Raw genomic sequence first — 19,857 nt, forward strand, 5'->3', positions numbered from 1 at the left:
CTCGGCGTCAAGCCCCGGCGTTCCCCTGCGGCGGCGCGTCCCCGGCGGAAAGTAGCTACTCGCGGACAGGCTCCGGCAGCGGGCCGGTGCTGACGTCGCCGCGGAGCCGCTTGACGATCAGCTCCGCGCTGATGAGGCACATGGGGATCCCGATGCCTGGCACGGTGGAACTTCCCGCGTACAGCAGATTCTCCACCTTCGCGCTCCGGTTCGAGCCGCGGAAGAAGGCACTCTGCCGCAGGATGTGCGCCGGACCCAGGGACGTACCACGCCACGCATTGAGGTCCTCGGCGAAATCCTGGGGACCATAGCTGCGACGTACCACGATGCGCTCGGCAAGATCCGGAATGCCGGCCCAGGCGGAGATCTGCCCGATCACCTCGTCCGCGAGCGCCTCGACCCGCGCGTCTCCCCCGCGCTCCAGGCCGCCCCTGCCGATCCCCACGTCCGCGGGGATCGGCACGAGCACGAAGACGTTCTCGTGGCCCTCCGGTGCCACCGAGGGATCGGTGGCGCTGGGCCGGCACACGTAGAGCGACGCAGGCGACGGGACGGAGCTCTCCTTGCCGAAGATCCTGCCGAAGTTCTCGCGCCAGTCCGTGGTGAACAGCAGGGTGTGGTGCTCGAGCTGCGGCAGTGCGCCCTGCACCCCGAGGTAGAGCAGGAGCGCGCTCGGACCCGGCACGCGCTTCTGCCAGTACTTCTCCGGATAGGTCTGCAGGTCTCCGGGCAGCAGCGTCGTCTCCGTGTGATGGAGGTCCGCCGCGGAGATCACGAGATCTGCCGGGACGGAGGACTCCTGGTCCGCGGTCCGGTAGCGAACACCGCGGACCGTCGCCGTCCGACGATCCAGGGGTGATCTTCCGGGAGTGCGGGCGTCGGTGTCGATTCCCACGACGTCGGCCCCGTTACGGATCTCGACGCCGGCCTCCACCGCGACACTGCGCATCGCCCCGATGAGGGTGGTGAAGCCGCCCATCGGGTAGAGCACGCCGTCGTCGAGGTCCAGATGGCTCATGAGGTGGTACATGCTCGGCGCGTCGAACGGGGAACTGCCGAGGAAGACCGCGGGGTAGCCGAGGATCTGCCGGATCCGGGGATCCCTGAAGCGCTTTGCGACGAAGGAGTGCAGGGACTGCAGGAGCAATGAGCCGATCCGTGGGAGCCGCCTGAGCACATCCGCCCTGAGGAACGGCGTGAAGGACTGGAAGGTGGAGTAGAGGAACCGCTTCTTGGCCATCTCGTAGGCGTCCTCCGCCGAGTCGAGATACCGCGAGAGCTGCTCGCCGGCCCCGGCCTCCATCGACTCGAAGAGCTTGGTGACGGCCTCACGGTCCGCCGGCACGTCGACGGTGTCGAGACCGTCCTCGAAGACCACCCGGTAGCCGGGATCCAGTTTCCGGAGATCGAGCTGCTGGGACGCGCTCGTGCCCATCAGCCTGAAGAAGTGATCGATCACCTCGGGCATCAGGTACCACGACGGGCCCGTGTCGAAGCGGAAGCCGTCCTGCTCCCACGACCCCGCGCGGCCACCTACCTCGTCACGCTTCTCCAGCAGGGTCACCCGGTGGCCCTCCCGCGCCAGCAGGGCCGCCGTGGCGAGGCCTCCGATCCCGGCGCCGATCACGACGACCTCCCGCGCACCCGCCCGGGCACGCCCCATCTGCTCTGACGTCATGCCGTCCTCTCCTGCGCGGCGAGTTCCGGTACCGCGCGACCGGTGAAGGCTTTCGCCATGATGCGGAGCTTGACCGGATTGGGCACCCGGATCCTCGCCCTGAGGAGTTCCTCGGCGGGGGTACGCCGCAGTCTGGTGGCGAGCTCGGCGAACAGACCCTGGGCCAGGGAGACCGCGCGGCGCGCATTGGGGGGGAGCCCGGGCAGCGCGGCGGCGGAGATCCGCAGGTCCTCGTCGATGTCGTCCAGCAGGCGGAGCTTGTCCGTCTCGGAGAAACTCCCGGGGCTGATGCCGGGGAAATAGCTGCGCCCGAGGACGGAGAAGTCCTCGGCCAGATCGCGCAGGAAGTTGATCTTCTGGAAGGCCGCCCCCAGGTGGCGGGCACCGTCGGACAGGACCTCACCCTCGCGCTCCGTCACGTGGCGTCCTACCAGGAAGGCGCGCAGGCACATCAGGCCCACTACCTCGGCGGAGCCATAGACGTACAGCTCGAAGGACTCCTGGGTGTGCTCGTTCCGGATGATGTCCGCGCGCATGGAGGCGAAGAAGGGTTGCGTGAGCTCGATGCCGATGCCCGTGGTGCGTGCCGTCACGGCGAACGCATGGACCACGAGATTGGTGCTGTAGCCGGTGCGCAGCGCCGTCCCGGTGTCCCGCTCGAGATCGTCGAGAAGGCGTTCGACGTCGTCCGGCGTGAGACCGGCCCCGGCCGCCGCGCCGTCGACGATCTCGTCCGCGATGCGCACGAGCGCGTACACCGCCTCGATGTGTCCCCGGGTGGTCCGGTCCAGGATGCGCGAAGCCATCCCGAAGGACGTCGAGTAGCAGCGGATGACCTCCGCGGAGGTCTTCAGGGCAGCAGCACTGTAGCGCTGCAGCGAGTCGTCGATGCCCACTCAGTGCACCCTGTCGACGACGGCTGACACCACGGGGTCGAGGACGGCGCGCAGCGCGGGCGGCACGGTGTCGGAGTCGAGATGCGTGCGGGCCCGCGCCGCGTAGTCGGCCGCCAGGTCCGCCGAGTAGTCCCTGGCCCCGGAGTCCACGAGGATACGCCGCACGTAGTCGGCATCTGCCGCGGACATGGCCGGGTTACCGACGAGGGACGAGATGCTCTCCCACTCGGGGCGCGTCGACACGAAGGACATCAGCGCCGTGCGCTTGCCCTCGCGGAGATCTCCCCAGTTCGTCTTGCCCGTGCGGGTCTCGTTCCCGAAGACGCCGAGGATGTCGTCCGCCACCTGGTAGGCGATCCCGGCGTCCCGCCCGAAGTCACCCAGCCGGGTGATGACGTCCTCCTCCGCACCCGCGAGCACCGCTCCGGCCTGCAGCGGACCCTCGAAGGAATAGACCGAGGTCTTCAGGCGGGCCATGTGCACGATGTCCTCGAGTGGCGGGATGGTGGTGTCGAACGAGGTCTCGATGTCGAGGAACTCCCCCGCGGCGGAGGCGAATACCGCTTCGTCGAGGATCTCTCCCAGCCGGCGGCGGACCCCGGCCGTGGTCTCGACCCGCTCCAGCAGGCGGTGGGCATTGGACAACGCGAGATCGCCCGCGATGACTCCAGCGGAGAACCCGACATGCCGCGCGCCCTCCGGGGTCATGCCGGCCTTCTCGGCGATCATGCGGTAGCGGCCGGACACGTTCGGGATCCCACGGCGGACGAAGTCCCTGTCGATGACGTCGTCGTGCACGATCAGGGCGGTGTGGAGCAGCTCGAACGCGGCGCCGACCTCGGCCGCGTTGCCGACGTCGGACCCGCCGAGCATCTGGTAGGCGGACATCACCAGGCGGGGGCGGAAGCGCTTGCCGCCCGCGGTGCACTGCTCCAGTGTCTCCCACAGGCCGTGGTATCCGGGGCTGATCCGGGCAGCGCGCAGCTTGGACTCCTCGAAGAACCGCCCGAGTGCACTCTCGACCCGCTCCAGCCCGGCGGGCTCGACCAGCAGAGTGTCCATGTCCATAGGTAAAGTAAACAACGGATAGGGCGCCCCTGACGAAACGTCGGGCGGTGGCAGCCGGACTACTCGGCCGCGCCATGACGACCCACCCGGGCGGACGATCAGCGAAAAGGTGTCACGATGGCGAGCGAAGCAGGAACCATGGAACGCGATACGACCGATGGCCCCGGCGGCGCGGAAGTGGTGGTGCTGCTCGCCGAGGACGGCACCCCGATCGGGACCCACGACAAGGCGACGGTCCACACGAGCGACACGCCCCTCCACCTCGCCTTCTCCACCCATGTCTTCGACGACGCGGGGCGGATCCTCGTCACACGGCGCGCCCTCGACAAGAAGGCCTGGCCGGGCGTGTGGACCAATTCGTTCTGCGGGCATCCTGCCCCCGGCGAGACCTTCGAGGATGCCGTGCGGCGCCGCGCCGCGCAGGAGCTCGGCTTCACCGTCCGGGACATCCGACCGGCACTGCCGGATTTCAGGTACCGCGCCGTCGACGCCTCGGGGATCGTCGAGAACGAGATCTGCCCCGTGTACACCGCGCTCGCGGAGACCGCGGTGGATCCGCTGCCCGCCGAGGTCATGGACCTCCACTGGGTGGACCCGGCCGACCTGGTCCCGGCCGTGACGAACACACCGTGGGCCTTCAGCCCGTGGCTCACGCTCCAGTTGCCCCTGCTGTACCCGCAGGGCGCCGACGGACCGGGTCCGCGGGACGCTTCCTGAGCTCCAGCGGCAGCGCGCCCATGGAGCCCCTAGTCTGATAGCACCATTCGACGACGAAAGAGAGTTCCGCCATGGCAACACCCACGCCATCCCCCGACGACGTCGTGATCGTCGGCGGCGCCCGTACCCCGCTCGGGCGGCTCAACGGACAGCTGGCTTCCTTCACCGCCGTGGAACTGGGCGCACGGGCCATCACGGGTGCGCTGGAGCGCTCGGGCGTGGACGCCGGAGCTGTGGACGCCGTCATCATGGGGCATGTGGTCCAGGCAGGTTGCGGCCAGAACCCCGCCCGGCAGACCGCCGTGAAGGCGGGGATCCCGTGGAACGTCCCTGCGGTCACGCTGAACAAGGTCTGCCTGTCCGGCCTGACAGCCGTGATCGACGCCGCCCGACTCATCCGCAGCGGAGAGGCACGGGTGGTGGTGGCCGGCGGCCAGGAGTCGATGACGCGCGGACCGCATCTGCTGCCCGGCTCACGCCAGGGGTGGAACTACGGCTCCATTCAGGCACTCGACTCGGTGGCCCACGACGGCCTCACCGACGCCTTCGACAACGACTCCATGGGAGCCTCGACCGAGCGCGGGAACGTCCGCCTCGAGATCGACCGCAGGGCACAGGACTCGGTGGCAGCCGAGTCGCACCGGCGTGCGGCCGAGGCCACGGAGAACGGCGTCCTCGGCGAGGAGATCGTCCCACTCACGGTGAAGCAGCGGAAGGGCGACGACATCGTCCTCACGGCCGACGAGGGGATCCGCCCGACGACGACCGTCGAATCACTCGCGAAGCTGCGCCCGGCCTTCAACCCGGACGGTGCGATCACGGCCGGCAATTCCTCTCCCCTCTCGGACGGTGCCGCGGCTCTGGTCGTCACCACGCGCGCCTATGCCGACGAGAAGGACCTCCACGTGCTGGCCGTCCTCGGGCAGCCCGGCCAGGTGGCCGGACCGGACAATTCGTTGCACTCCCAGCCGTCGGAGGCCATCAAGCAGGCCCTCGCTCGTGCGGACTGGCTGGTGGGCGATCTCGATTTCATCGAGATCAACGAGGCCTTCGGCTCGGTGGCATGCCAATCGTTGAAGGACCTCGACTACCCGTTGGAGCAGTGCAATCTCCACGGCGGGGCCATCGCTCTGGGGCACCCCATCGGGGCTTCGGGTGCGCGGCTCGCACTCCACGCCGCGATGGAACTCTCCCGTCGCGGGAGTGGCCGGTCGGCCGTGAGTCTCTGCGGCGGCGGCGGTCAGGGGGAAGCACTGCTGCTCTGGCGCTGACCGGACCGCCGCTGAACCGGCCCGGGACAGCAGAAGAGCCCCGCTTCCGATGAAGCGGGGCTCTTCTGTCGTCCGTGTCGCGGTTGTGATGCGCCGCGACAGGCCGGCTGATGCTACTTGAGCGTGACGGTGGCGCCGGCAGCCTCGAGGGACTCCTTGGCCTTCTCCGCAGCTTCCTTGGTAGCTCCTTCGAGGACAGCCTTGGGAGCGCTGTCGACAACGTCCTTGGCTTCCTTCAGGCCCAGCGAGGTGAGCGCGCGGACCTCCTTGATGACTGCGATCTTCTTGTCTCCGGCAGCCTCGAGGATGACGTCGAATGCCGTCTGCTCCTCTTCCTCTGCATCGGCTCCGCCACCGGCGGGACCGGCGACTGCGACTGCAGCGGCGGTCACGTCGAAGGTCTCCTCGAACAACTTCACGAAGTCCGAGAGTTCGATGATCGACAGTTCCTTGAAAGCTTCGATGAGCTCTTCGTTGCTGAGCTTCGCCATGGGAGGCGTCCTTCCTTTAGTGGTGCACGGCACCTTCAGTGTGTGGAACGGGGAGAAGCTAGTTCTCCTCGGGTGCTGCGACTTCCTCGGCCGGAGCCTCCGTGGCTGCTTCTGCTGGCGCATCGGCTTCCTCGGTGGCTGCAGGAGCGTCCGCTACGGGTGCAGCGCCACTCGTCTCCTCGAGCTTGACGCGCAGCGCGTCGACGGTGCGTGCCAGGCTGGACATCGGCGCCTTGAGCACACCGGCCACCCGGGCGAGCTGGAGTTCGCGTGACTCCAGGGCCGCGAGTGCGGCCACAGCGGCAGCGTCGAGGGCCTTGCCCTCGAAGATGCCGGTCTTGATGATGAGCTTCGGGTTGGCTTTCGCGAAGTCCGTGAGGCTCTTGGCCGCTGCAACGGCGTCACCCTTGATGAAGGCGATCGCGGTGGGACCGGAGAGCTGGCCATCGAACGCGTCGATGCCGGCTTCCTTTGCCGCGATGCCGGTCAAGGTGTTCTTGACGACGGAGAACTTGGTGTCGGCGCCCAGGGCGCGACGCAGTTCCTTCAGCTGTGCAACGGTGAGCCCACGGTATTCGGTCAGGACAGCGGCGGTGGAATCATTGAAATCGGTGGTGATCTCATCCACTGCAGAAACCTTTGTCGGCGTTGCCATAACCCTCCTTCCGGGGATTGTGCGCCGGCTGTTCCCACTCCAATAAAAAACGCCCCGCGCAGATGCACGGGGCTTGGCCCACCGGGATGTGATCCCGGGGAGGAGCTTCGTTCACCTGCGTAGGTCGCCCCTTCTCGGAGCTTTCGGACCCTGTCCCTTCTTCGTTGCGGCGTACTTGCGCACGATGCGTGAAGCGGGACATGATCGACCGACGGTCTTTGGTAGCACCAGCGTACGCGAGGAGCCCAGTCCGGCCAAATCACACACAGCACCCGGGATCGCCCTGAACGTGAAAGAGCCCCGCAGCTGGTGCTGCGGGGCTCTTCGACGTCAGCTAGACCGCGAAGACCTTCGTGACGTTCGGATCCACGGGGATTCCCGGACCGAACGTGGTGGAGACGGTGGCCTTCTGGATGTACCGGCCCTTCGACGCGGACGGCTTCAGGCGCAGGATCTCCTCGAGCGCAGCGGCGTAGTTCTCGCCGAGCTTCTGCTCCTCGAAGGAGACCTTGCCGATGATGAAGTGCAGGTTGGAGTGCTTGTCCACCCGGAAATCGATCTTGCCACCCTTGATGTCCGTCACGGCCTTCGCGACGTCCGCCGTGACAGTTCCGGTCTTCGGGTTCGGCATGAGGTTACGGGGGCCGAGGATCTTGCCCAGGCGGCCCACCTTGCCCATGAGATCGGGGGTCGCGACGGCAGCGTCGAAATCGGTCCAGCCGCCGGAGACCTTCTCGATCATGTCATCCGAACCGACGAAGTCGGCGCCGGCGGCGATGGCCGCCTCCGCCTTCTCGCCGGTGGCGAAGACGAGGACCCGGGCGGTCTTGCCCGTGCCGTGCGGGAGGTTGACGGTGCCTCGGACCATCTGGTCCGCCTTGCGAGGGTCCACTCCGAGACGGAACGATACCTCGACCGTGGCGTCGAACGTGGACGGATTCGTGTCCTTCGCCAGGCCGACCGCCTCGAGGGGTGCGTACTGCTTGTCCGCGTCGATCTTCGCCGCGGCTCCTCTGTATGCCTTGCTGCGCTGTGCCATCTGCCTGTTCTCCTTATGCAGTCGTGGTCGTCGGACCGCGCTCGGCCCTGCCACTGACGAGTGGCGCCCGTGGGGCGCCTCGCCTTTGATGAATGGTTGTGCGCCGACCGACGTCGCGGTCAGCGCGGGTGAGGGGGTTGTCAGCCCTCGACGGTGATGCCCATGGAACGGGCGGTTCCGGCGATGATCTTCGCTGCGCCCTGGACGTCGTTGGCGTTGAGATCTTCCATCTTCATGGTGGCGATCTCCTCGACCTGGGCGCTGGTGAGCTTCGCGACCTTGACGGTGTGCGGCGTTCCCGAGCCCTTGGCGACTCCCGCTGCCTTCTTGATCAGCTCGGCTGCCGGAGGCGTCTTGGTGATGAAGGTGAACGAGCGATCCTCGTACACCGTGATCTCGACGGGGATGACATTTCCGCGCTGGGATTCCGTGGCGGCGTTGTAGGCCTTGCAGAATTCCATGATGTTGACACCGTGCTGGCCAAGGGCGGGACCGATGGGAGGAGCCGGGTTGGCGGCGCCTGCATTGATCTGCAGCTTGATGAGTCCGGTGACCTTTTTCTTGGGGGCCATGAAAGGGTCCTTCTCTTGCAGTGTGTTTCGCAGGGACAGGAGCGTCCCGACGGTGGTGGCCGTCATGGCGTGACGGCCCTTGCGACGCTGCCGGCCGAGGAGGCCGGCTGCGTCGAAGCTTTACTGGATCTTGGTGACCTGGCTGTAGGACAGCGTGACCGGGGTCTCGCGCTCGAAGATCGATACGAGCACCACGAGCTGCTGGGACTCGTGCTTGATCTCGGAGATGGACGCCGGAAGGGTCTCGAACGGCCCCTCGTTGACGGTCACGGATTCCCCGATCTCGAAGTTCACCGTTGCCGGCGTGAACTGGGGCTGGACGGGCTTGCCCGACTCGGCATCCATGTGCACGATGGTGTGCTCGAGCATCGAGAACACCTCGGCCAGGCTCAGCGGGACCGGGTTGTGTGCGTTGCCGACGAAGCCGGTGACGCCGGGGGTGTGCCGGACGGCCCCCCAGGACTCGTCCGTGAGCTCCATGCGGACCAGGACGTAGCCGGGGATGCGCACGCGGTTGACGATCTTCCGGGTGGTGTTCTTGATCTCCACCACTTCTTCCATCGGCACCTGGATCTCGAAGATGAAATCCTCCATGTCGAGCGTCTGGATACGGGTCTCCAGATTCGCCTTCACACGATTCTCGTAGCCGGCGTAGGAGTGGATGACGAACCAGTCGCCCTCCTGGCGGCGGAGCTTGGCCCGGAAATCCGCGACCGGATCTGCGGCAGGCTCGTCGTCTATGGCTGCGTCGGCGTCCGAGCTGTCGGCCTCGTCCGAGCCGTCGGTGGCGTCCACACGCGTTCCGTCGGCCTCGTCCGAGCCGTCGACAGAGTCAACATCGCCCGCCGGCGGCACGTCCGCATCGTCGGCCTCCGGCTCGGCCGCTGTCGCAGGATCGCCGTCGTCGTCGCCTGCACCGTCGACGGAATCTGCCGTGGAGTCGTCAGCAGGCACGTCTGGATCGGAGGACACGACGGTCCCTTCCCCTGCGTGCTCCTCGTTCTCCAGACCGTCCTCGGAAGTGATCTGCTGTTCGAGTTCTTGCTCGGACACCTAGCCCTGCTTTCTGACATTCTTCGGAAGTTGACTTGCTTGCCTGTACTGGGCTCCTGACGGCTGCCCTGGCGGACGGCCGGACCCGTGATCAGCTGTCGCCGAACACCCACACCGCGCCGGCGCCGAACAAGAGGTCCAGGCCGGTGACCAGAAGCATCATGATGACCAGGAAGATGAGGACCGTGATGGTGAACCGGACCAGCTCGCGACGCGTCGGCGTGACGACCTTCCCGAGTTCCGCGAAGACCTGGCGGACGAACAGGATGATGCGTCCGAAGAAGCCGCGCCGGGGAGCCTTCCTGTCCCGAGACCCGCCCCTGGAGCTGCTCGCAGCCGTGTCGGTCACCGTCAACCTCATCAATCTGTGTGGGTGCCAGCAGGACCACCGCGCGGCGCCCCAGCTGATCATGTCTACCGCCGACCGCGGACGCGCCGGATCTTCGTGATCTGTTTCTGCCGCGTCCCCACAACTCTTCCGTGGGGTCCACGCGCAGGGCAGACAGGACTCGAACCTGCAACCTGCGGTTTTGGAGACCGCTGCGCTACCAATTGCGCCACTACCCTTCGATCCTGGACTGCGCCCGCTCAGGACGGCCCTGTCCGGGCACGATCCATCATGGCGTCCAACACCAAGGGTCAAGTCTACGCACTGCGCCGCGGAACGTCGAACCCATCGATGGGTACGGGCACTGGGTGCCCGAACCGGCCCCGGAGCACCGGCCGATCGCTTCCTGCGGAGGTGGGGTCCCCACAGCATCCACCGCATAAGCTGGACGCATCCATGGAACCTCACTGAACGGGACCCGATGAACGCGACGACCGACGACTCCCTCCGCGCAGCGCTCCCCCGGATCTCGGAGCGGATCGGTTCCATCGCCGAGTCCGCGACCCTGGCCGTCGATGCGAAGGCGAAGGCGCTGAAGGCCGCCGGTCGCCCGGTCATCGGCTTCGGCGCCGGGGAGCCCGACTTCGCGACGCCGGACTACATCGTCGAGGCGGCCATCGACGCTGCCCGGCAACCGCGGTTCCACCGCTACTCCCCCGCAGGTGGCCTCCCGGAGCTCAAACAGGCCATCGCGGAGAAGACACTGCGCGACTCGGGATACGCGGTCGAGCCGGCCCAGGTCCTCGTGACCAACGGCGGCAAGCAGGCCGTGTACGAGTCCTTCGCCACCCTCCTCGACCCGGGGGATGAGGTGCTCGTGCCCACACCGTTCTGGACCACCTATCCCGAGGCCATCCGCCTCGCGGGCGGCGTGCCCGTGGAGGTGTTCGCGGGCCCCGAGCAGGGCTATCTCGTCACGGTCGACCAGCTCGAGGAGGCACTGACCCCGCGCACGAAGGTGCTCCTCTTCGTCTCGCCCTCGAACCCGACGGGAGCGGTCTATACCGCTGACGCCGTCCGCGAGATCGGCGAGTGGGCGGCCGCACGCGGTCTCTGGGTGGTCACCGACGAGATCTACGAGCACCTGACGTACGACGACGTCCCCTTCACCTCCATCGCGACGGCAGCGCCGTCCCTGGGGGACAAGGTGGTGATCCTCAACGGCGTCGCGAAGACGTACGCCATGACCGGCTGGCGTGTCGGGTGGATGATCGGCCCCGAGGACCTCGTCAGGGCGGCCACCAATCTGCAGTCCCATGCCACCTCGAACGTCTCCAACGTGCCGCAGATGGCGGCCCTCGCGGCGGTGTCAGGACCGCTCACTGCGGTCGATGAGATGAAAGTGGCCTTCGACCGCCGCCGCCGCGCCATGGTCGCCGGGCTGAACGCGATCGACGGCGTCGAGTGTCCCACCCCGCACGGCGCCTTCTACGCCTATGCCGACGTCCGGGGACTCCTCGGCCGCAGCTTCGACGGCGTCCGTCCCGGGTCCTCGGCCGAGCTGGCCGCGCTGATCCTGGAGAAGGCCGAGGTTGCCGTCGTGCCAGGTGAGGCCTTCGGGCCCAGCGGCTATCTCCGGCTGTCGTACGCGCTCGGCGACGAGGACCTCGCCACGGGTGTGGCCCGGCTGCAGGAGTTCCTCGGCTCCACCCGCTGAGACAGCTCCCGCACTGCCGGTGACCACGGTCCGGCATCGTCGAATCCCCGAGGAGAGCCCCTCGACGCATACCCCCATAGGGTATAGGCTCTTCGATCTGTAGCCCTTCCTTGCAGATCTACCGCGTCGCGGCATGACCAGGTCGTACGGCAGGTTGTGGACCCGTGCGGGATGAGAACGATCACCACAGCAGTCCTTGCAGCTTGTTGACCATCAGGAGGCCGTCGTGTCCGGATATCTCAACATCCTCGCCATGCTCCTCGTCGCACTCGTCGTCGCGGGGTGTTTGTACGGCGTGGCACGGCTCGTCGCCGTGGCGCGGGACCCGCTGACGAGTCTGCCGTTCCAGTCCGGCTGGGAACCGTCCGAGCACGCACTGTCCCGCTATCACGCGCGGTACTATCCCCTGGCCATGCTTTTCCTGGCCTTCGATGTGGAGATGCTCTTCATGTATCCGTGGGCGGTCATCGTTGCCGACGCCGGGATCGGCGCCGTGGTGGAGATGTTCGTCTTCCTGGGCGTGCTGATGGCCGGGGTCGTCTGGGCCTGGCGCGAAGGGGCACTCCGGTGGACCTGACGTCCGCCGTCGCCCGGCTGGCTGCCCGACGCCCCCATGTCCTCGTCGTCGAGGTCCCGGGGTGGGGCCCGACCCGGATGACTGCCGAGCGGGAACTGCGTCATCGGGGCTGGGTGCAGGCGAACTCGCCGGCGGAGGCCGACATCATGCTCACCTGCGGGGTGGCCGGCCGGGAGTTCAGCGAGATCGTCGACCGGGTCTGGGACCAGCTTCCCGGACCGAGGGTGCGCATCGGAGCGACGGATCCGGATCAGGTGTCCGGTGTGCTCGACGAGTCCCGGCGAGCGCTGCTCGACGGCACGGTTCAGCGCGTTGACGCCGAAGCACGGACCGCAGTGGCCGGTGACGTTCCGCATGATCCTGACCACGGCGACGCAGGGCACGGGGACATGGACCACGGCGACATGGGGCATGAGGGCATGGACCACGACGGCATGGACATGCCGATGCCCGGCGGGATCGGTCTGGCCGAGGGGGGAACCGACAGGGACGGCCTCGACCTGGATGTGCTGCATGTCTCGCTGGGCCCGGTCCTTCCGCACTGGCCCGCGGGACTCGTGGTGCGCTGCTCGCTGCAGGGCGACGTCGTCACCGGTGCCGCCGTGGAGGTGCTCCCGGCCGCCGGATGGGGCCCGGATCGAGCTCGTGACGGTGCGGGGCTGATGCGTGGCACGGTGCGTTTGAGGAGCGCTCAGTACTGTGATCAGGTGGCCGGCCTGCTGGCGCTGCTGGACTTCGAACGCCTGTCGATGCGGGCGATCCGCCTTCGGGATTCGGTGCTGGACGATGCGCCGATCGAGACGGTGACGGCTGAGGTGGAGCGCCTCGGTGAGCGGCTCCGTCGGTCCCGTGTGCTGCGCTGGTCGGTCCAGGATCTGCCGGGTGTTCTCGAAGGACTGATGGCCCTGCTGGACGGGGTCAGGACCGCCCTGCTCGGCGAGATCGCTGCAGACACCGCGGCTCCCCTCCGCTCCCCCGCTGCCGAAGCTGAACGCCTGGAGCAGATACCCGGGTTGATCACCGGTCTCGACGTCGCGGGAGCACGGCTCGTGATCGCGTCCCTCGGACTGGACACGGCTGTTGTCGCGCCGGAAGGCTCCGATCATGGCTGAGGGCATCATCCAGGTTGGTCCGCTGGGCACCGTCACCGCCACCGTGCTCCTCGGGATCGTCGCTGTCCTGGCCGCAGCCTTCGACGGCGCCGTGGGTGCGCGGCTTCAGGGCAGACGCACCCTTTCGGGAGCCGCTGCACCGGTGTGGGAGGGTGCACGACTGCTCAGGCAGCGACGCCGGACGATCGTGGCCGCCGATTCCCTGCTGTGGCGGATCGGCGTGGTGGGCCTGCTCGTGGTGGCGCTGCTGAAGGTCGCGGTGGTCCCCCTCGGCGCGTGGACCGTCGCCGATCTCTCCGTGGGCGTGGTGTGGTTCAACGCCATGGACGTGATGGTGTGGGCCCTCGTGTGGCTCGTGGGATGGGGAGCGAACAGCGCCCACGCACTGATCGGCGGTTATCGCTTCCTCGCACAGGCTCTCTCCTACGAGTTGCCGCTGATGTTCGCCCTGACCGGCCCGGCCATCGCCGCGGGCAGCCTGCGGGTGGGGGATGTGGTCGCGGCCCAGGATGAGCTCTGGTTCGTGGTCTGGATGCCCGTGGCCTTCCTCGTCTTCTGTGCAGGAGTGGTGGCCTTCTCCGTCTGGGGGCCCTTCGGTGCCGCCGCGGGCAAGGACATCGCGGGCGGGGTACTCGCCGAGCTGTCGGGCGTCGACCGCCTCCTGCTGCTGGCGGGCCGGTACGCGCTGCTGAGCGCCGGGGCGGGATTCGCCGTCGCGCTGTTCCTCGGCGGCGGATCGGGTCCATTCGCCCCCTCGTGGGTGTGGACGCTCGTGAAGACCCTCGCCGTGCTGGCGGCCCTCGTCGGCGTCCGGCGGCTCCTGCCCGTCGTCCGGCCCGATCGCCTGGCGGAAGTGGCCTGGATCGTCGTCCTACCCGCAGTCCTGCTCCAACTCCTTCTCGTCAGTTTCGTGGTGGTGCAATGAGTCCCGTGCTCGATGCCGTCTTCTGGGTCCTCGCCGTGATCTCCGTGGCCGCGGGCATCGCCGTGTTCCGGGTGGATTCCATGGCCCGGGCCACGTATGCCCTGGCGGTCTCCTTCGTGGCCGTCGGCGCCATACTGTTGCTGCTGAACCTCGAGTACATCGGGGTGATCACCATCCTGATGATGGTCATGGAAATGGCCGTGATGGCCATCTTCATGATCATGTTCATGGGCATGAACCCGGCGCTGATGCCGATGAGCATGGTGCACAACAAAGTGGGCTCGCTGGTCCTGGCCCTCGGGGTGTTCGTCGTCCTCGCGGGAGGTGCACTGCTCGTCGACTGGCCGGCACGCCGCGGTGAACCGGCCGGCGACCTGACCCGGTCCCTGGGGGAGGCCGTCATGGGCTCGAAGATGCTGGTCATGCTCACGGTCAGCCCGCTCCTGTTCGCCACCCTCGTAGCCGCTCTGGTCCTGGCCACTCCGCGCGGACGCTACGACAGATTCGGCGACGACCTGCGCGCGGCGACGCCGAGGGGTCCCGGGGAGCAGGGTGATCAGGCATGACGCTCGACACCGTCCTGGTGATCGCTGCCGCCCTGTTCTCCGTGGGCGTGTACGGGGCGCTGTCCCAGCAGGTGGTCGTCATGGTGATGATGGGGCTGGAGCTGATGCTCAACGGCGTGATCCTCGCCGCGGCGGGTCTGTGGTGGTTCCTCGCGCCGGCTCCCGATGGACAGGTCCTCCTGCTGGTGGTCATCGCGGCCATGACCGTGGAGATGGCCATGGGTTTTGCCGTCGCGACGCTGCTCAACCGGTCCAGGAAGTCCGACATGACGGACATGGCCACGGATCTGAGCGGATGAGCGTGCTGCTGTGGTCCCTCGTCGGCCTGCCGGCGCTGGCCGGGGCGGCGCTCTGCCTGGGCGGGCGCCGCCTGGCGACGTCGGCCGCTCCGGTGTCGGTGTCGGTGGTCTCGCTCGTCCTCGTGCTGTCCGTGGTGGCGGGAGTGCGCCGTCCGGCACTGGAGCTCCCCTTCATCGGCGGGGCCGGGTTCGGCCTGGCCGTCGACGCCCTTTCGGCGCTGGTCCTCCCCTCGGTGGCCCTCGTGGCCCTGCTGGTCCTGCTCTTCGCCTCGGCGTCGGGCGCAGCGGCGGAGGTCTCGCCGCCAGCGCGTTTCCACGGACTGATGCTCCTCTTCGTCGCCGCGGTGGTGGTGACGGTGACCGCGACCACACTCCCGGCCCTCCTGTTCGCCTGGGAGGTGATGGGTGCCATGTCCTACGCCCTCGTCGGTTTCCGGTGGCAGGACCAGCACCGGGTGTCGGCGGGGCTGACGGCTTTCCTGACCACCCGGGCCGCTGATCTCGGGCTCTACGTGGCGGCAGGAGCCGCGCTGGCCGCAGGCACGGGTGCCGCCTTCCGGGAACTGCCCGCCGCCCCCGAGGGCTGGAGGACCGTCATCACCGCCGGGATCCTCGTGGCGGCCCTGGGAAAGGCAGCCCAACTTCCGTTCAGCTTCTGGCTCTCGCGGGCCATGGCAGGCCCGAGTCCGGTCAGCGCCCTTCTGCATTCGGCGGCGATGGTGGCCATGGGCGGTTACCTGCTGCTGCGCGTGGCACCCCTGATCCAGGCAACCGCATGGGCCGGCCCGGTCACGTCGTGGGTGGGCGTCTCGACGGCGCTGGTCCTCGGGGTCGTCGCCGTGGCCCAGAAGGACCTCAAGCAGTTGCTGGCCGCGTCGACGGCGGCGCAGCTCGGTTTCGTGGTGCTCGGCGCGGGGCTCGGCGCGGTGGCCGGCGGGACGGCGCACCTGATCGCCCATGCGGCGACGAAGGCCCTCCTGTTCCTGGTCGCGGGCGCCTGGCTCTCCGCGCTCGGGACGAAGAAACTGCGGGGCCTGCGCGGGGCGGGGCGCCACTGGCCCCTGGTGGGCGGCGCCTTCACCCTCGGTGCACTGGGTCTGGCCGGGGTGGCTCCGCTCGCGCTGTGGGCGACCAAGGACGGGGTACTCGCGGCCGCACTGGAAGCATCGCCGGCACTGTACGGCGTCGGGCTCGTCGCGTCGGCGCTCTCGGCAGCCTACGCGGGCAAAGCCCTGGTCCTGGTGTGGCGTCGTCCCGGCCCGGGCACCTCCGGCACCTGGGACACCGAGGAACAGGGCACCCGCCGGATCGGGCCCTGGCAGCAGCTCCCCCTGCTCGTCCTGGCCGCCGGTGCCGTGGGTCTCGGTGTCCTGGCACTCCCCCCGCTGGCCGACTCCGTCCGTGCCTTCCTCGGGGACGGGGGCTCCCCCGCGGCCTCCCGGGGAGAGTTGATCCTCTCCGCCGTGCTGGCGCTGAGCGTGCTCGTCGTCGTGGCGCGGCTCGGCGTGGTGGAGCCGAGGTGGGCCCTCCGGTGGTTCGGCCTCGAGCACGCGGTGCACGTGCTCGTCGTCCGTCCCGTCTTCGCGCTCTCGGTGGCTCTGGCCCGTTTCGACGACCACGTGGTGGATCGCGGCGTGCTGGCCGGCGCATTCCTCGCCGCACGAGCGGGACGCGGTGCCGCCCGCCTCGATGATTCCGGGCTCGATCGCGCCGTGACGGCGGCCTCGCGCGGTGGGCTCCGGACCGCCGCGGCAACAGCACGGATCGATGCCGACGGCGTCGACGCCGTGGTGCGGGCAACGGGCCGGGGCGCCCGCCGCTTCGGCGGTCTCGTCCGCCGGCCCCAGACCGGACAGGTCCACCACTACTATGCCCAGGCCACCGCGTTCCTCGTGGCGGCGCTCGTCCTCCTGCTCCTCGTGAGGTGACCGTGCTCAGTCTCGTCGTTTTCCTGCCCCTTGCCGCCGCCATCGTCCTGGCGGTCCTCCCGCAGCTCCCGGACGCTGCGGCACGGTGGGCGTGGGTGGCCGTCACCGCAGTGGAAGCGGTCCTCGTCGCTGCGCTGTGGGCGGCGTTCGAGGCTCCGGGCGACGGCGGTGTGGCGTTCGAGGAGCAGGTCGCCTGGATCCCGACGGTGGGCAGCAGCTATCACGTGGGTGTGGACGGATTGTCTCTGCCGTTGCTGGCCCTGACCGCCGTGGTGTTCCTCGGCTGCGCCGTCTACGCGGTCCGGGAGCAGGACAGACCGCGTCCGCAGGCTGCGCTGTTCCTGTTCCTGCAGACCTCCTGTCTGGGAGTGTTCGCCGCACAGGACCTCATCCTGTTCTTCCTCTTCTTCGATCTGTCGATCGTGGGGATGTACTTCGTGATCGCGGGCTGGGGGCACGGCAACGCCGCGGCCTCAGCCCTGAAGTTCTTCCTGTACACCTTCCTGGGGTCCCTCGCCCTCCTCCTGGGTTTCATCGGGCTCTACCTCGCCTCGGAACCGCGGACCTTCGACATGGTCGAGCTCGCGGCAGCGGCACCCCTGGACGGAAGTCCCGTGGCAGGCGGCCTCGTCCTCGGGGCGATCCTGCTCGGGCTGGCCATCAAGACCCCCACCTTCCCCTTCCACACCTGGCTCCCGCCCGCCCATACGGATGCACCGGCGATCGGATCGGCGGTCCTCGCCGGGATCCTGCTGAAGCTCGGCACGTACGGCTTCGTCAGGATCGCGATGCCCATGCTCCCCGAGGCGTGGCGGGACTGGGCCTGGGTCATCATCGTCGTCGGGATCGTCTCCGTGCTGTACGGGGCCCTGGTGGCGCTGGCCCAGACCGATCTCAAGCGGATGATCGCCTACACCTCGGTCAACCACATGGGATACGTGGTCCTCGCCGTCGGAGCCGCCGGGGTGGCCGGAGGGACCGATGCGCAGGCGCGGGAGGTGGCGGTCACCGGGGCACTCACCCAGATGGTGAGCCACGGACTCATCACGGCGGCCCTGTTCCTGCTGGCCGGAGTGCTGCGGGCCAGGGCTGGAACCTACGACATGGGGTCCTTCGGCGGGATCGCCGCGGTGGCACCGAGATTCGCGGTCCTGTTCGCCGTCGTCGCGTTCGCTTCCCTGGGCCTGCCTGGTTTCAGCGGGTTCATCGCGGAGTTCCAGATCTTCGCCGGTGTGATCGGCACGGTTCCGTGGACCGCACTCGCGCTACCCGGCATCCTGGTCACTGCCGCCCTGTTCCTCCTCGCCACCCAGCGTCTCCTGACCGGACCGGTCCGCGGCAAGGCAGCCGACGTCACGGATCTGCGGTCACCGGAGCTGCTGTCCATCGGCCCCCTCCTGCTCCTCTCGCTGCTCATCGGAATCTTCCCGCGCCCGCTGCTGGACCTCGTCGAGCCGGCTGCGGCTGCCGTCGTCGAGCTCGTGGGACGCTGACCCATGGATGCCGGCATGAGCATGGACGCGGACTTCGCGGCCCTCCTCCCGGAGATGATCGTCCTCGCAGGGGCGATCACGGCCCTGCTCGCCGGCTCCTTCCTGCCCCGGACCCGGCAGGGGCTCACCCGCCTGATCGCGATCACCGCGCTGGCCGGGGGTGCCGTCAGCGCCGCGGCCGGGCTGTCCGGGACGGTGCGGACGGTGTTCGAGGGCAGCTTCGCGATCGACACCCCCACCACCGTCGCACGCCTGGTCATCTGCTCGGCGACGCTCCTGGTCGTCTGTCTGGGAGCTGACGAACTCGGCGGTACCCCGAGGGAGAGCGAGACATACGCGCTGATGCTCCTCTCCGCCCTGGGCGCCATGGTGATGGCCGGGACCAACGACCTGCTGATTCTCGCGGTGGCCTATCTGCTCGCCAGCATTCCCCTCTACGCCCTGATCGGCATGGGCCGCTCACCCGGGGCCGCCGAAGCAGCCCTGAAGACCTATCTGCTGGGTGCCTTCCTCGGGATCGCCCTGCTCCTGGGCGCCACCATCCTCTACTCCCTCGCCGGGGCGAGCGCCTACGACCAGTTGCGTGCCGGGCTGGTCGACGCACCGGCGGGCGCCGTCGCCGCAGGTCTCGTCGGCGTGCTGGCCGGGATCGCCTTCAAGGCCGGGGCGGTGCCGGGCCACTTCTGGGTCCCCGACGCCGCCCAGGGCGCGGGTGTCGCCGTGGCTGCGTTCCTGACCACCGTGCCGAAGATCGGGGCACTCGTCGCGGCCTACAGGCTCCTCACCACGATCCCGGTCACGGTCGATGCGGCCCTGCTGATCGCCGTCCTGGCCGCTGCCAGTATGACCATCGGCAACTTCGCAGCCTTCTCCCAGACGGACGTCCGCCGCCTGCTGGGCTGGTCCACGGTCAGCCAGGCGGGCTATCTGCTGCTCCCCGTGGCCGTCGTCGGGACCAGTGCGCTGGCGCTGCCGTCCCTGCTCTTCTACCTGGGCGCCTATGCCGTGTCGAATCTCGGTGCCTTCGCCGTGGTCGCGGCCACCGGGGAGCACGAGCTCGGCCGGTACAGGGGTCTGGGGAGGAGGAGACCGTGGCTGGCCGGAGTGCTGGTGGTCTGCCTCCTCAGCCTCGTGGGCACGCCGCCCACCGTCGTCTTCGTCGGGAAACTCACCACCTTCACCGCGGGCTGGGACGGCGGTGTCGCCTGGCTGGTCGTGGTCGCGGCCCTCAATACGGCAGCGAGCCTGTTCTACTACCTGCGCTGGCTCGCCCCCGTCTTCCGGCCGGCGGAGCGCGGACCGGATGCGGTTGCGCCCGGTCCGACCCTTCGGCGGTGGCCCGCCACCGTGGCCGTGATCGCAGGCATCGTGGTCCTGATGGGCGGTGTGGGGGCCGGCGCTGCCTGGCCGGCACTCGAGGGGGCCCTGGCCGGCGTCTAGCCGCGCGGGAGCCGCCCCCCGCCCACGGGGGT

20 protein-coding genes and 1 tRNA gene are annotated in these 19,857 nt (G+C 68.7%); 11 read left to right on the forward strand and 10 right to left on the reverse strand.

The genetic code is table 11. From position 1 onward, the window contains the following. Nucleotides 1-55: 55 nt before the first annotated feature. The 3 genes from crtI to FQ377_RS00705 are packed head-to-tail and all read right to left on the reverse strand — an operon-like array spanning nucleotide 56 to nucleotide 3,642. Complete coding sequence (crtI, locus tag FQ377_RS14760) at nucleotides 56-1,678, reverse strand: phytoene desaturase family protein (RefSeq protein WP_262364189.1); 1,623 nt, start codon at nucleotides 1,676-1,678, stop codon at nucleotides 56-58. Beyond that, a complete protein-coding gene (locus FQ377_RS14765; protein WP_262364190.1) occupies nucleotides 1,675-2,574 on the reverse strand; it encodes a phytoene/squalene synthase family protein in 900 nt (299 codons plus the stop codon). The genes crtI and FQ377_RS14765 overlap by 4 nt, the downstream gene beginning before the upstream one ends. After that, entirely contained in the window at nucleotides 2,575-3,642 is a 1,068-nt protein-coding gene (locus FQ377_RS00705; RefSeq protein ID WP_148599336.1) for a polyprenyl synthetase family protein, read from the reverse strand. A 138-nt stretch (nucleotides 3,643-3,780) separates the two neighbouring features. Between FQ377_RS00705 and idi the strand changes: the two genes are divergently transcribed. Continuing rightward, nucleotides 3,781-4,359 carry an isopentenyl-diphosphate Delta-isomerase gene (gene idi / locus FQ377_RS00710; protein ID WP_148600023.1) on the forward strand — a complete coding sequence of 193 codons (579 nt, stop codon included), beginning with the start codon at nucleotides 3,781-3,783 and terminating at the stop codon, nucleotides 4,357-4,359. A 71-nt stretch (nucleotides 4,360-4,430) separates the two neighbouring features. After that, nucleotides 4,431-5,630, forward strand: coding sequence for an acetyl-CoA C-acetyltransferase (locus FQ377_RS00715; protein ID WP_148599337.1), 1,200 nt, complete (start codon nucleotides 4,431-4,433; stop codon nucleotides 5,628-5,630). Between the two features lie 113 nt (nucleotides 5,631-5,743). Here the strand turns inward: FQ377_RS00715 and rplL are convergent, their stop codons facing one another. The 7 genes from rplL to FQ377_RS00750 all read right to left on the reverse strand — a co-directional run bounded on the left by rplL (nucleotide 5,744) and on the right by FQ377_RS00750 (nucleotide 10,007). Then, nucleotides 5,744-6,121, reverse strand: a complete 378-nt coding sequence (gene rplL / locus FQ377_RS00720; RefSeq protein WP_148599338.1) for a 50S ribosomal protein L7/L12 — start codon at nucleotides 6,119-6,121, stop codon at nucleotides 5,744-5,746. Between the two features lie 58 nt (nucleotides 6,122-6,179). Next, the gene (gene rplJ / locus FQ377_RS00725) at nucleotides 6,180-6,776 is read right to left on the reverse strand and encodes a 50S ribosomal protein L10 (protein ID WP_148599339.1); all 597 of its coding nucleotides are present in this window, start codon (nucleotides 6,774-6,776) and stop codon (nucleotides 6,180-6,182) included. 334 nt (nucleotides 6,777-7,110) lie between these two features. Next, entirely contained in the window at nucleotides 7,111-7,815 is a 705-nt protein-coding gene (rplA, locus tag FQ377_RS00730; RefSeq protein ID WP_148599340.1) for a 50S ribosomal protein L1, read from the reverse strand. 140 nt (nucleotides 7,816-7,955) lie between these two features. Beyond that, nucleotides 7,956-8,387, reverse strand: coding sequence for a 50S ribosomal protein L11 (gene rplK / locus FQ377_RS00735; protein WP_148599341.1), 432 nt, complete (start codon nucleotides 8,385-8,387; stop codon nucleotides 7,956-7,958). 120 nt (nucleotides 8,388-8,507) lie between these two features. Further along, nucleotides 8,508-9,440 (reverse strand): transcription termination/antitermination protein NusG, encoded by a 933-nt coding sequence (gene nusG / locus FQ377_RS00740; RefSeq protein WP_262364191.1) that lies wholly within the window; start codon nucleotides 9,438-9,440, stop codon nucleotides 8,508-8,510. Nucleotides 9,441-9,531: 91 nt separating this feature from the next. Next, nucleotides 9,532-9,801: a preprotein translocase subunit SecE gene (gene secE / locus FQ377_RS00745; RefSeq protein WP_148599342.1), complete on the reverse strand. Its 270-nt coding sequence runs from the start codon at nucleotides 9,799-9,801 to the stop codon at nucleotides 9,532-9,534. A gap of 133 nt (nucleotides 9,802-9,934) precedes the next feature. Then, nucleotides 9,935-10,007: transfer RNA gene (locus FQ377_RS00750), tRNA-Trp, on the reverse strand. Nucleotides 10,008-10,249: 242 nt separating this feature from the next. Here FQ377_RS00750 and FQ377_RS00755 point away from each other — a divergent pair. The 9 genes from FQ377_RS00755 to FQ377_RS00795 all read left to right on the forward strand — a co-directional run bounded on the left by FQ377_RS00755 (nucleotide 10,250) and on the right by FQ377_RS00795 (nucleotide 19,825). After that, nucleotides 10,250-11,485, forward strand: a complete 1,236-nt coding sequence (locus tag FQ377_RS00755) for a pyridoxal phosphate-dependent aminotransferase (RefSeq protein ID WP_148599343.1) — start codon at nucleotides 10,250-10,252, stop codon at nucleotides 11,483-11,485. Between the two features lie 226 nt (nucleotides 11,486-11,711). Continuing rightward, nucleotides 11,712-12,062 (forward strand): NADH-quinone oxidoreductase subunit A, encoded by a 351-nt coding sequence (locus FQ377_RS00760; protein WP_262364192.1) that lies wholly within the window; start codon nucleotides 11,712-11,714, stop codon nucleotides 12,060-12,062. After that, complete coding sequence (locus FQ377_RS00765) at nucleotides 12,053-13,174, forward strand: hypothetical protein (protein ID WP_148599344.1); 1,122 nt, start codon at nucleotides 12,053-12,055, stop codon at nucleotides 13,172-13,174. The genes FQ377_RS00760 and FQ377_RS00765 overlap by 10 nt, the downstream gene beginning before the upstream one ends. Then, nucleotides 13,167-14,099 carry a complex I subunit 1 family protein gene (locus FQ377_RS00770; RefSeq protein WP_148599345.1) on the forward strand — a complete coding sequence of 311 codons (933 nt, stop codon included), beginning with the start codon at nucleotides 13,167-13,169 and terminating at the stop codon, nucleotides 14,097-14,099. Before FQ377_RS00765 ends, FQ377_RS00770 begins: the two co-directional genes overlap by 8 nt. Beyond that, nucleotides 14,096-14,665 (forward strand): NADH-quinone oxidoreductase subunit J, encoded by a 570-nt coding sequence (locus FQ377_RS00775; RefSeq protein ID WP_148599346.1) that lies wholly within the window; start codon nucleotides 14,096-14,098, stop codon nucleotides 14,663-14,665. The genes FQ377_RS00770 and FQ377_RS00775 overlap by 4 nt, the downstream gene beginning before the upstream one ends. Further along, nucleotides 14,662-14,964, forward strand: coding sequence for an NADH-quinone oxidoreductase subunit NuoK (locus FQ377_RS00780; RefSeq protein WP_148599347.1), 303 nt, complete (start codon nucleotides 14,662-14,664; stop codon nucleotides 14,962-14,964). The genes FQ377_RS00775 and FQ377_RS00780 overlap by 4 nt, the downstream gene beginning before the upstream one ends. After that, a complete protein-coding gene (locus FQ377_RS00785; RefSeq protein ID WP_148599348.1) occupies nucleotides 14,961-16,892 on the forward strand; it encodes a proton-conducting transporter transmembrane domain-containing protein in 1,932 nt (643 codons plus the stop codon). Before FQ377_RS00780 ends, FQ377_RS00785 begins: the two co-directional genes overlap by 4 nt. Beyond that, the gene (locus FQ377_RS00790) at nucleotides 16,889-18,385 is read left to right on the forward strand and encodes a complex I subunit 4 family protein (RefSeq protein ID WP_262364193.1); all 1,497 of its coding nucleotides are present in this window, start codon (nucleotides 16,889-16,891) and stop codon (nucleotides 18,383-18,385) included. Before FQ377_RS00785 ends, FQ377_RS00790 begins: the two co-directional genes overlap by 4 nt. Nucleotides 18,386-18,400: 15 nt before the next feature. Next, nucleotides 18,401-19,825: an NADH-quinone oxidoreductase subunit N gene (locus FQ377_RS00795; RefSeq protein ID WP_262364194.1), complete on the forward strand. Its 1,425-nt coding sequence runs from the start codon at nucleotides 18,401-18,403 to the stop codon at nucleotides 19,823-19,825. Nucleotides 19,826-19,857 lie beyond the last annotated feature (32 nt).

The sequence above is a fragment of the Arthrobacter echini genome (genome assembly GCF_008107445.1).
Lineage (GTDB): Bacteria > Actinomycetota > Actinomycetes > Actinomycetales > Micrococcaceae > Arthrobacter_D > Arthrobacter_D echini_A.

Excerpts from the sequence above, each read along its gene's own strand:
- crtI (WP_262364189.1), bottom strand. The coding sequence starts at position 1,678 with ATGACGTCAGAGCAGATGGGGCGTGCCCGGGCGGGTGCGCGGGAGGTC.
- FQ377_RS00705 (WP_148599336.1), bottom strand. The coding sequence starts at position 3,642 with ATGGACATGGACACTCTGCTGGTCGAGCCCGCCGGGCTGGAGCGGGTC.
- idi (WP_148600023.1), top strand. The coding sequence starts at position 3,781 with ATGGAACGCGATACGACCGATGGCCCCGGCGGCGCGGAAGTGGTGGTG.
- FQ377_RS00715 (WP_148599337.1), top strand. The coding sequence starts at position 4,431 with ATGGCAACACCCACGCCATCCCCCGACGACGTCGTGATCGTCGGCGGC.
- rplL (WP_148599338.1), bottom strand. The coding sequence starts at position 6,121 with ATGGCGAAGCTCAGCAACGAAGAGCTCATCGAAGCTTTCAAGGAACTG.
- rplJ (WP_148599339.1), bottom strand. The coding sequence starts at position 6,776 with ATGGCAACGCCGACAAAGGTTTCTGCAGTGGATGAGATCACCACCGAT.
- rplA (WP_148599340.1), bottom strand. The coding sequence starts at position 7,815 with ATGGCACAGCGCAGCAAGGCATACAGAGGAGCCGCGGCGAAGATCGAC.
- rplK (WP_148599341.1), bottom strand. The coding sequence starts at position 8,387 with ATGGCCCCCAAGAAAAAGGTCACCGGACTCATCAAGCTGCAGATCAAT.
- secE (WP_148599342.1), bottom strand. The coding sequence starts at position 9,801 with ATGAGGTTGACGGTGACCGACACGGCTGCGAGCAGCTCCAGGGGCGGG.
- FQ377_RS00755 (WP_148599343.1), top strand. The coding sequence starts at position 10,250 with ATGAACGCGACGACCGACGACTCCCTCCGCGCAGCGCTCCCCCGGATC.
- FQ377_RS00770 (WP_148599345.1), top strand. The coding sequence starts at position 13,167 with ATGGCTGAGGGCATCATCCAGGTTGGTCCGCTGGGCACCGTCACCGCC.
- FQ377_RS00775 (WP_148599346.1), top strand. The coding sequence starts at position 14,096 with ATGAGTCCCGTGCTCGATGCCGTCTTCTGGGTCCTCGCCGTGATCTCC.
- FQ377_RS00780 (WP_148599347.1), top strand. The coding sequence starts at position 14,662 with ATGACGCTCGACACCGTCCTGGTGATCGCTGCCGCCCTGTTCTCCGTG.
- FQ377_RS00785 (WP_148599348.1), top strand. The coding sequence starts at position 14,961 with ATGAGCGTGCTGCTGTGGTCCCTCGTCGGCCTGCCGGCGCTGGCCGGG.
- FQ377_RS00795 (WP_262364194.1), top strand. The coding sequence starts at position 18,401 with ATGAGCATGGACGCGGACTTCGCGGCCCTCCTCCCGGAGATGATCGTC.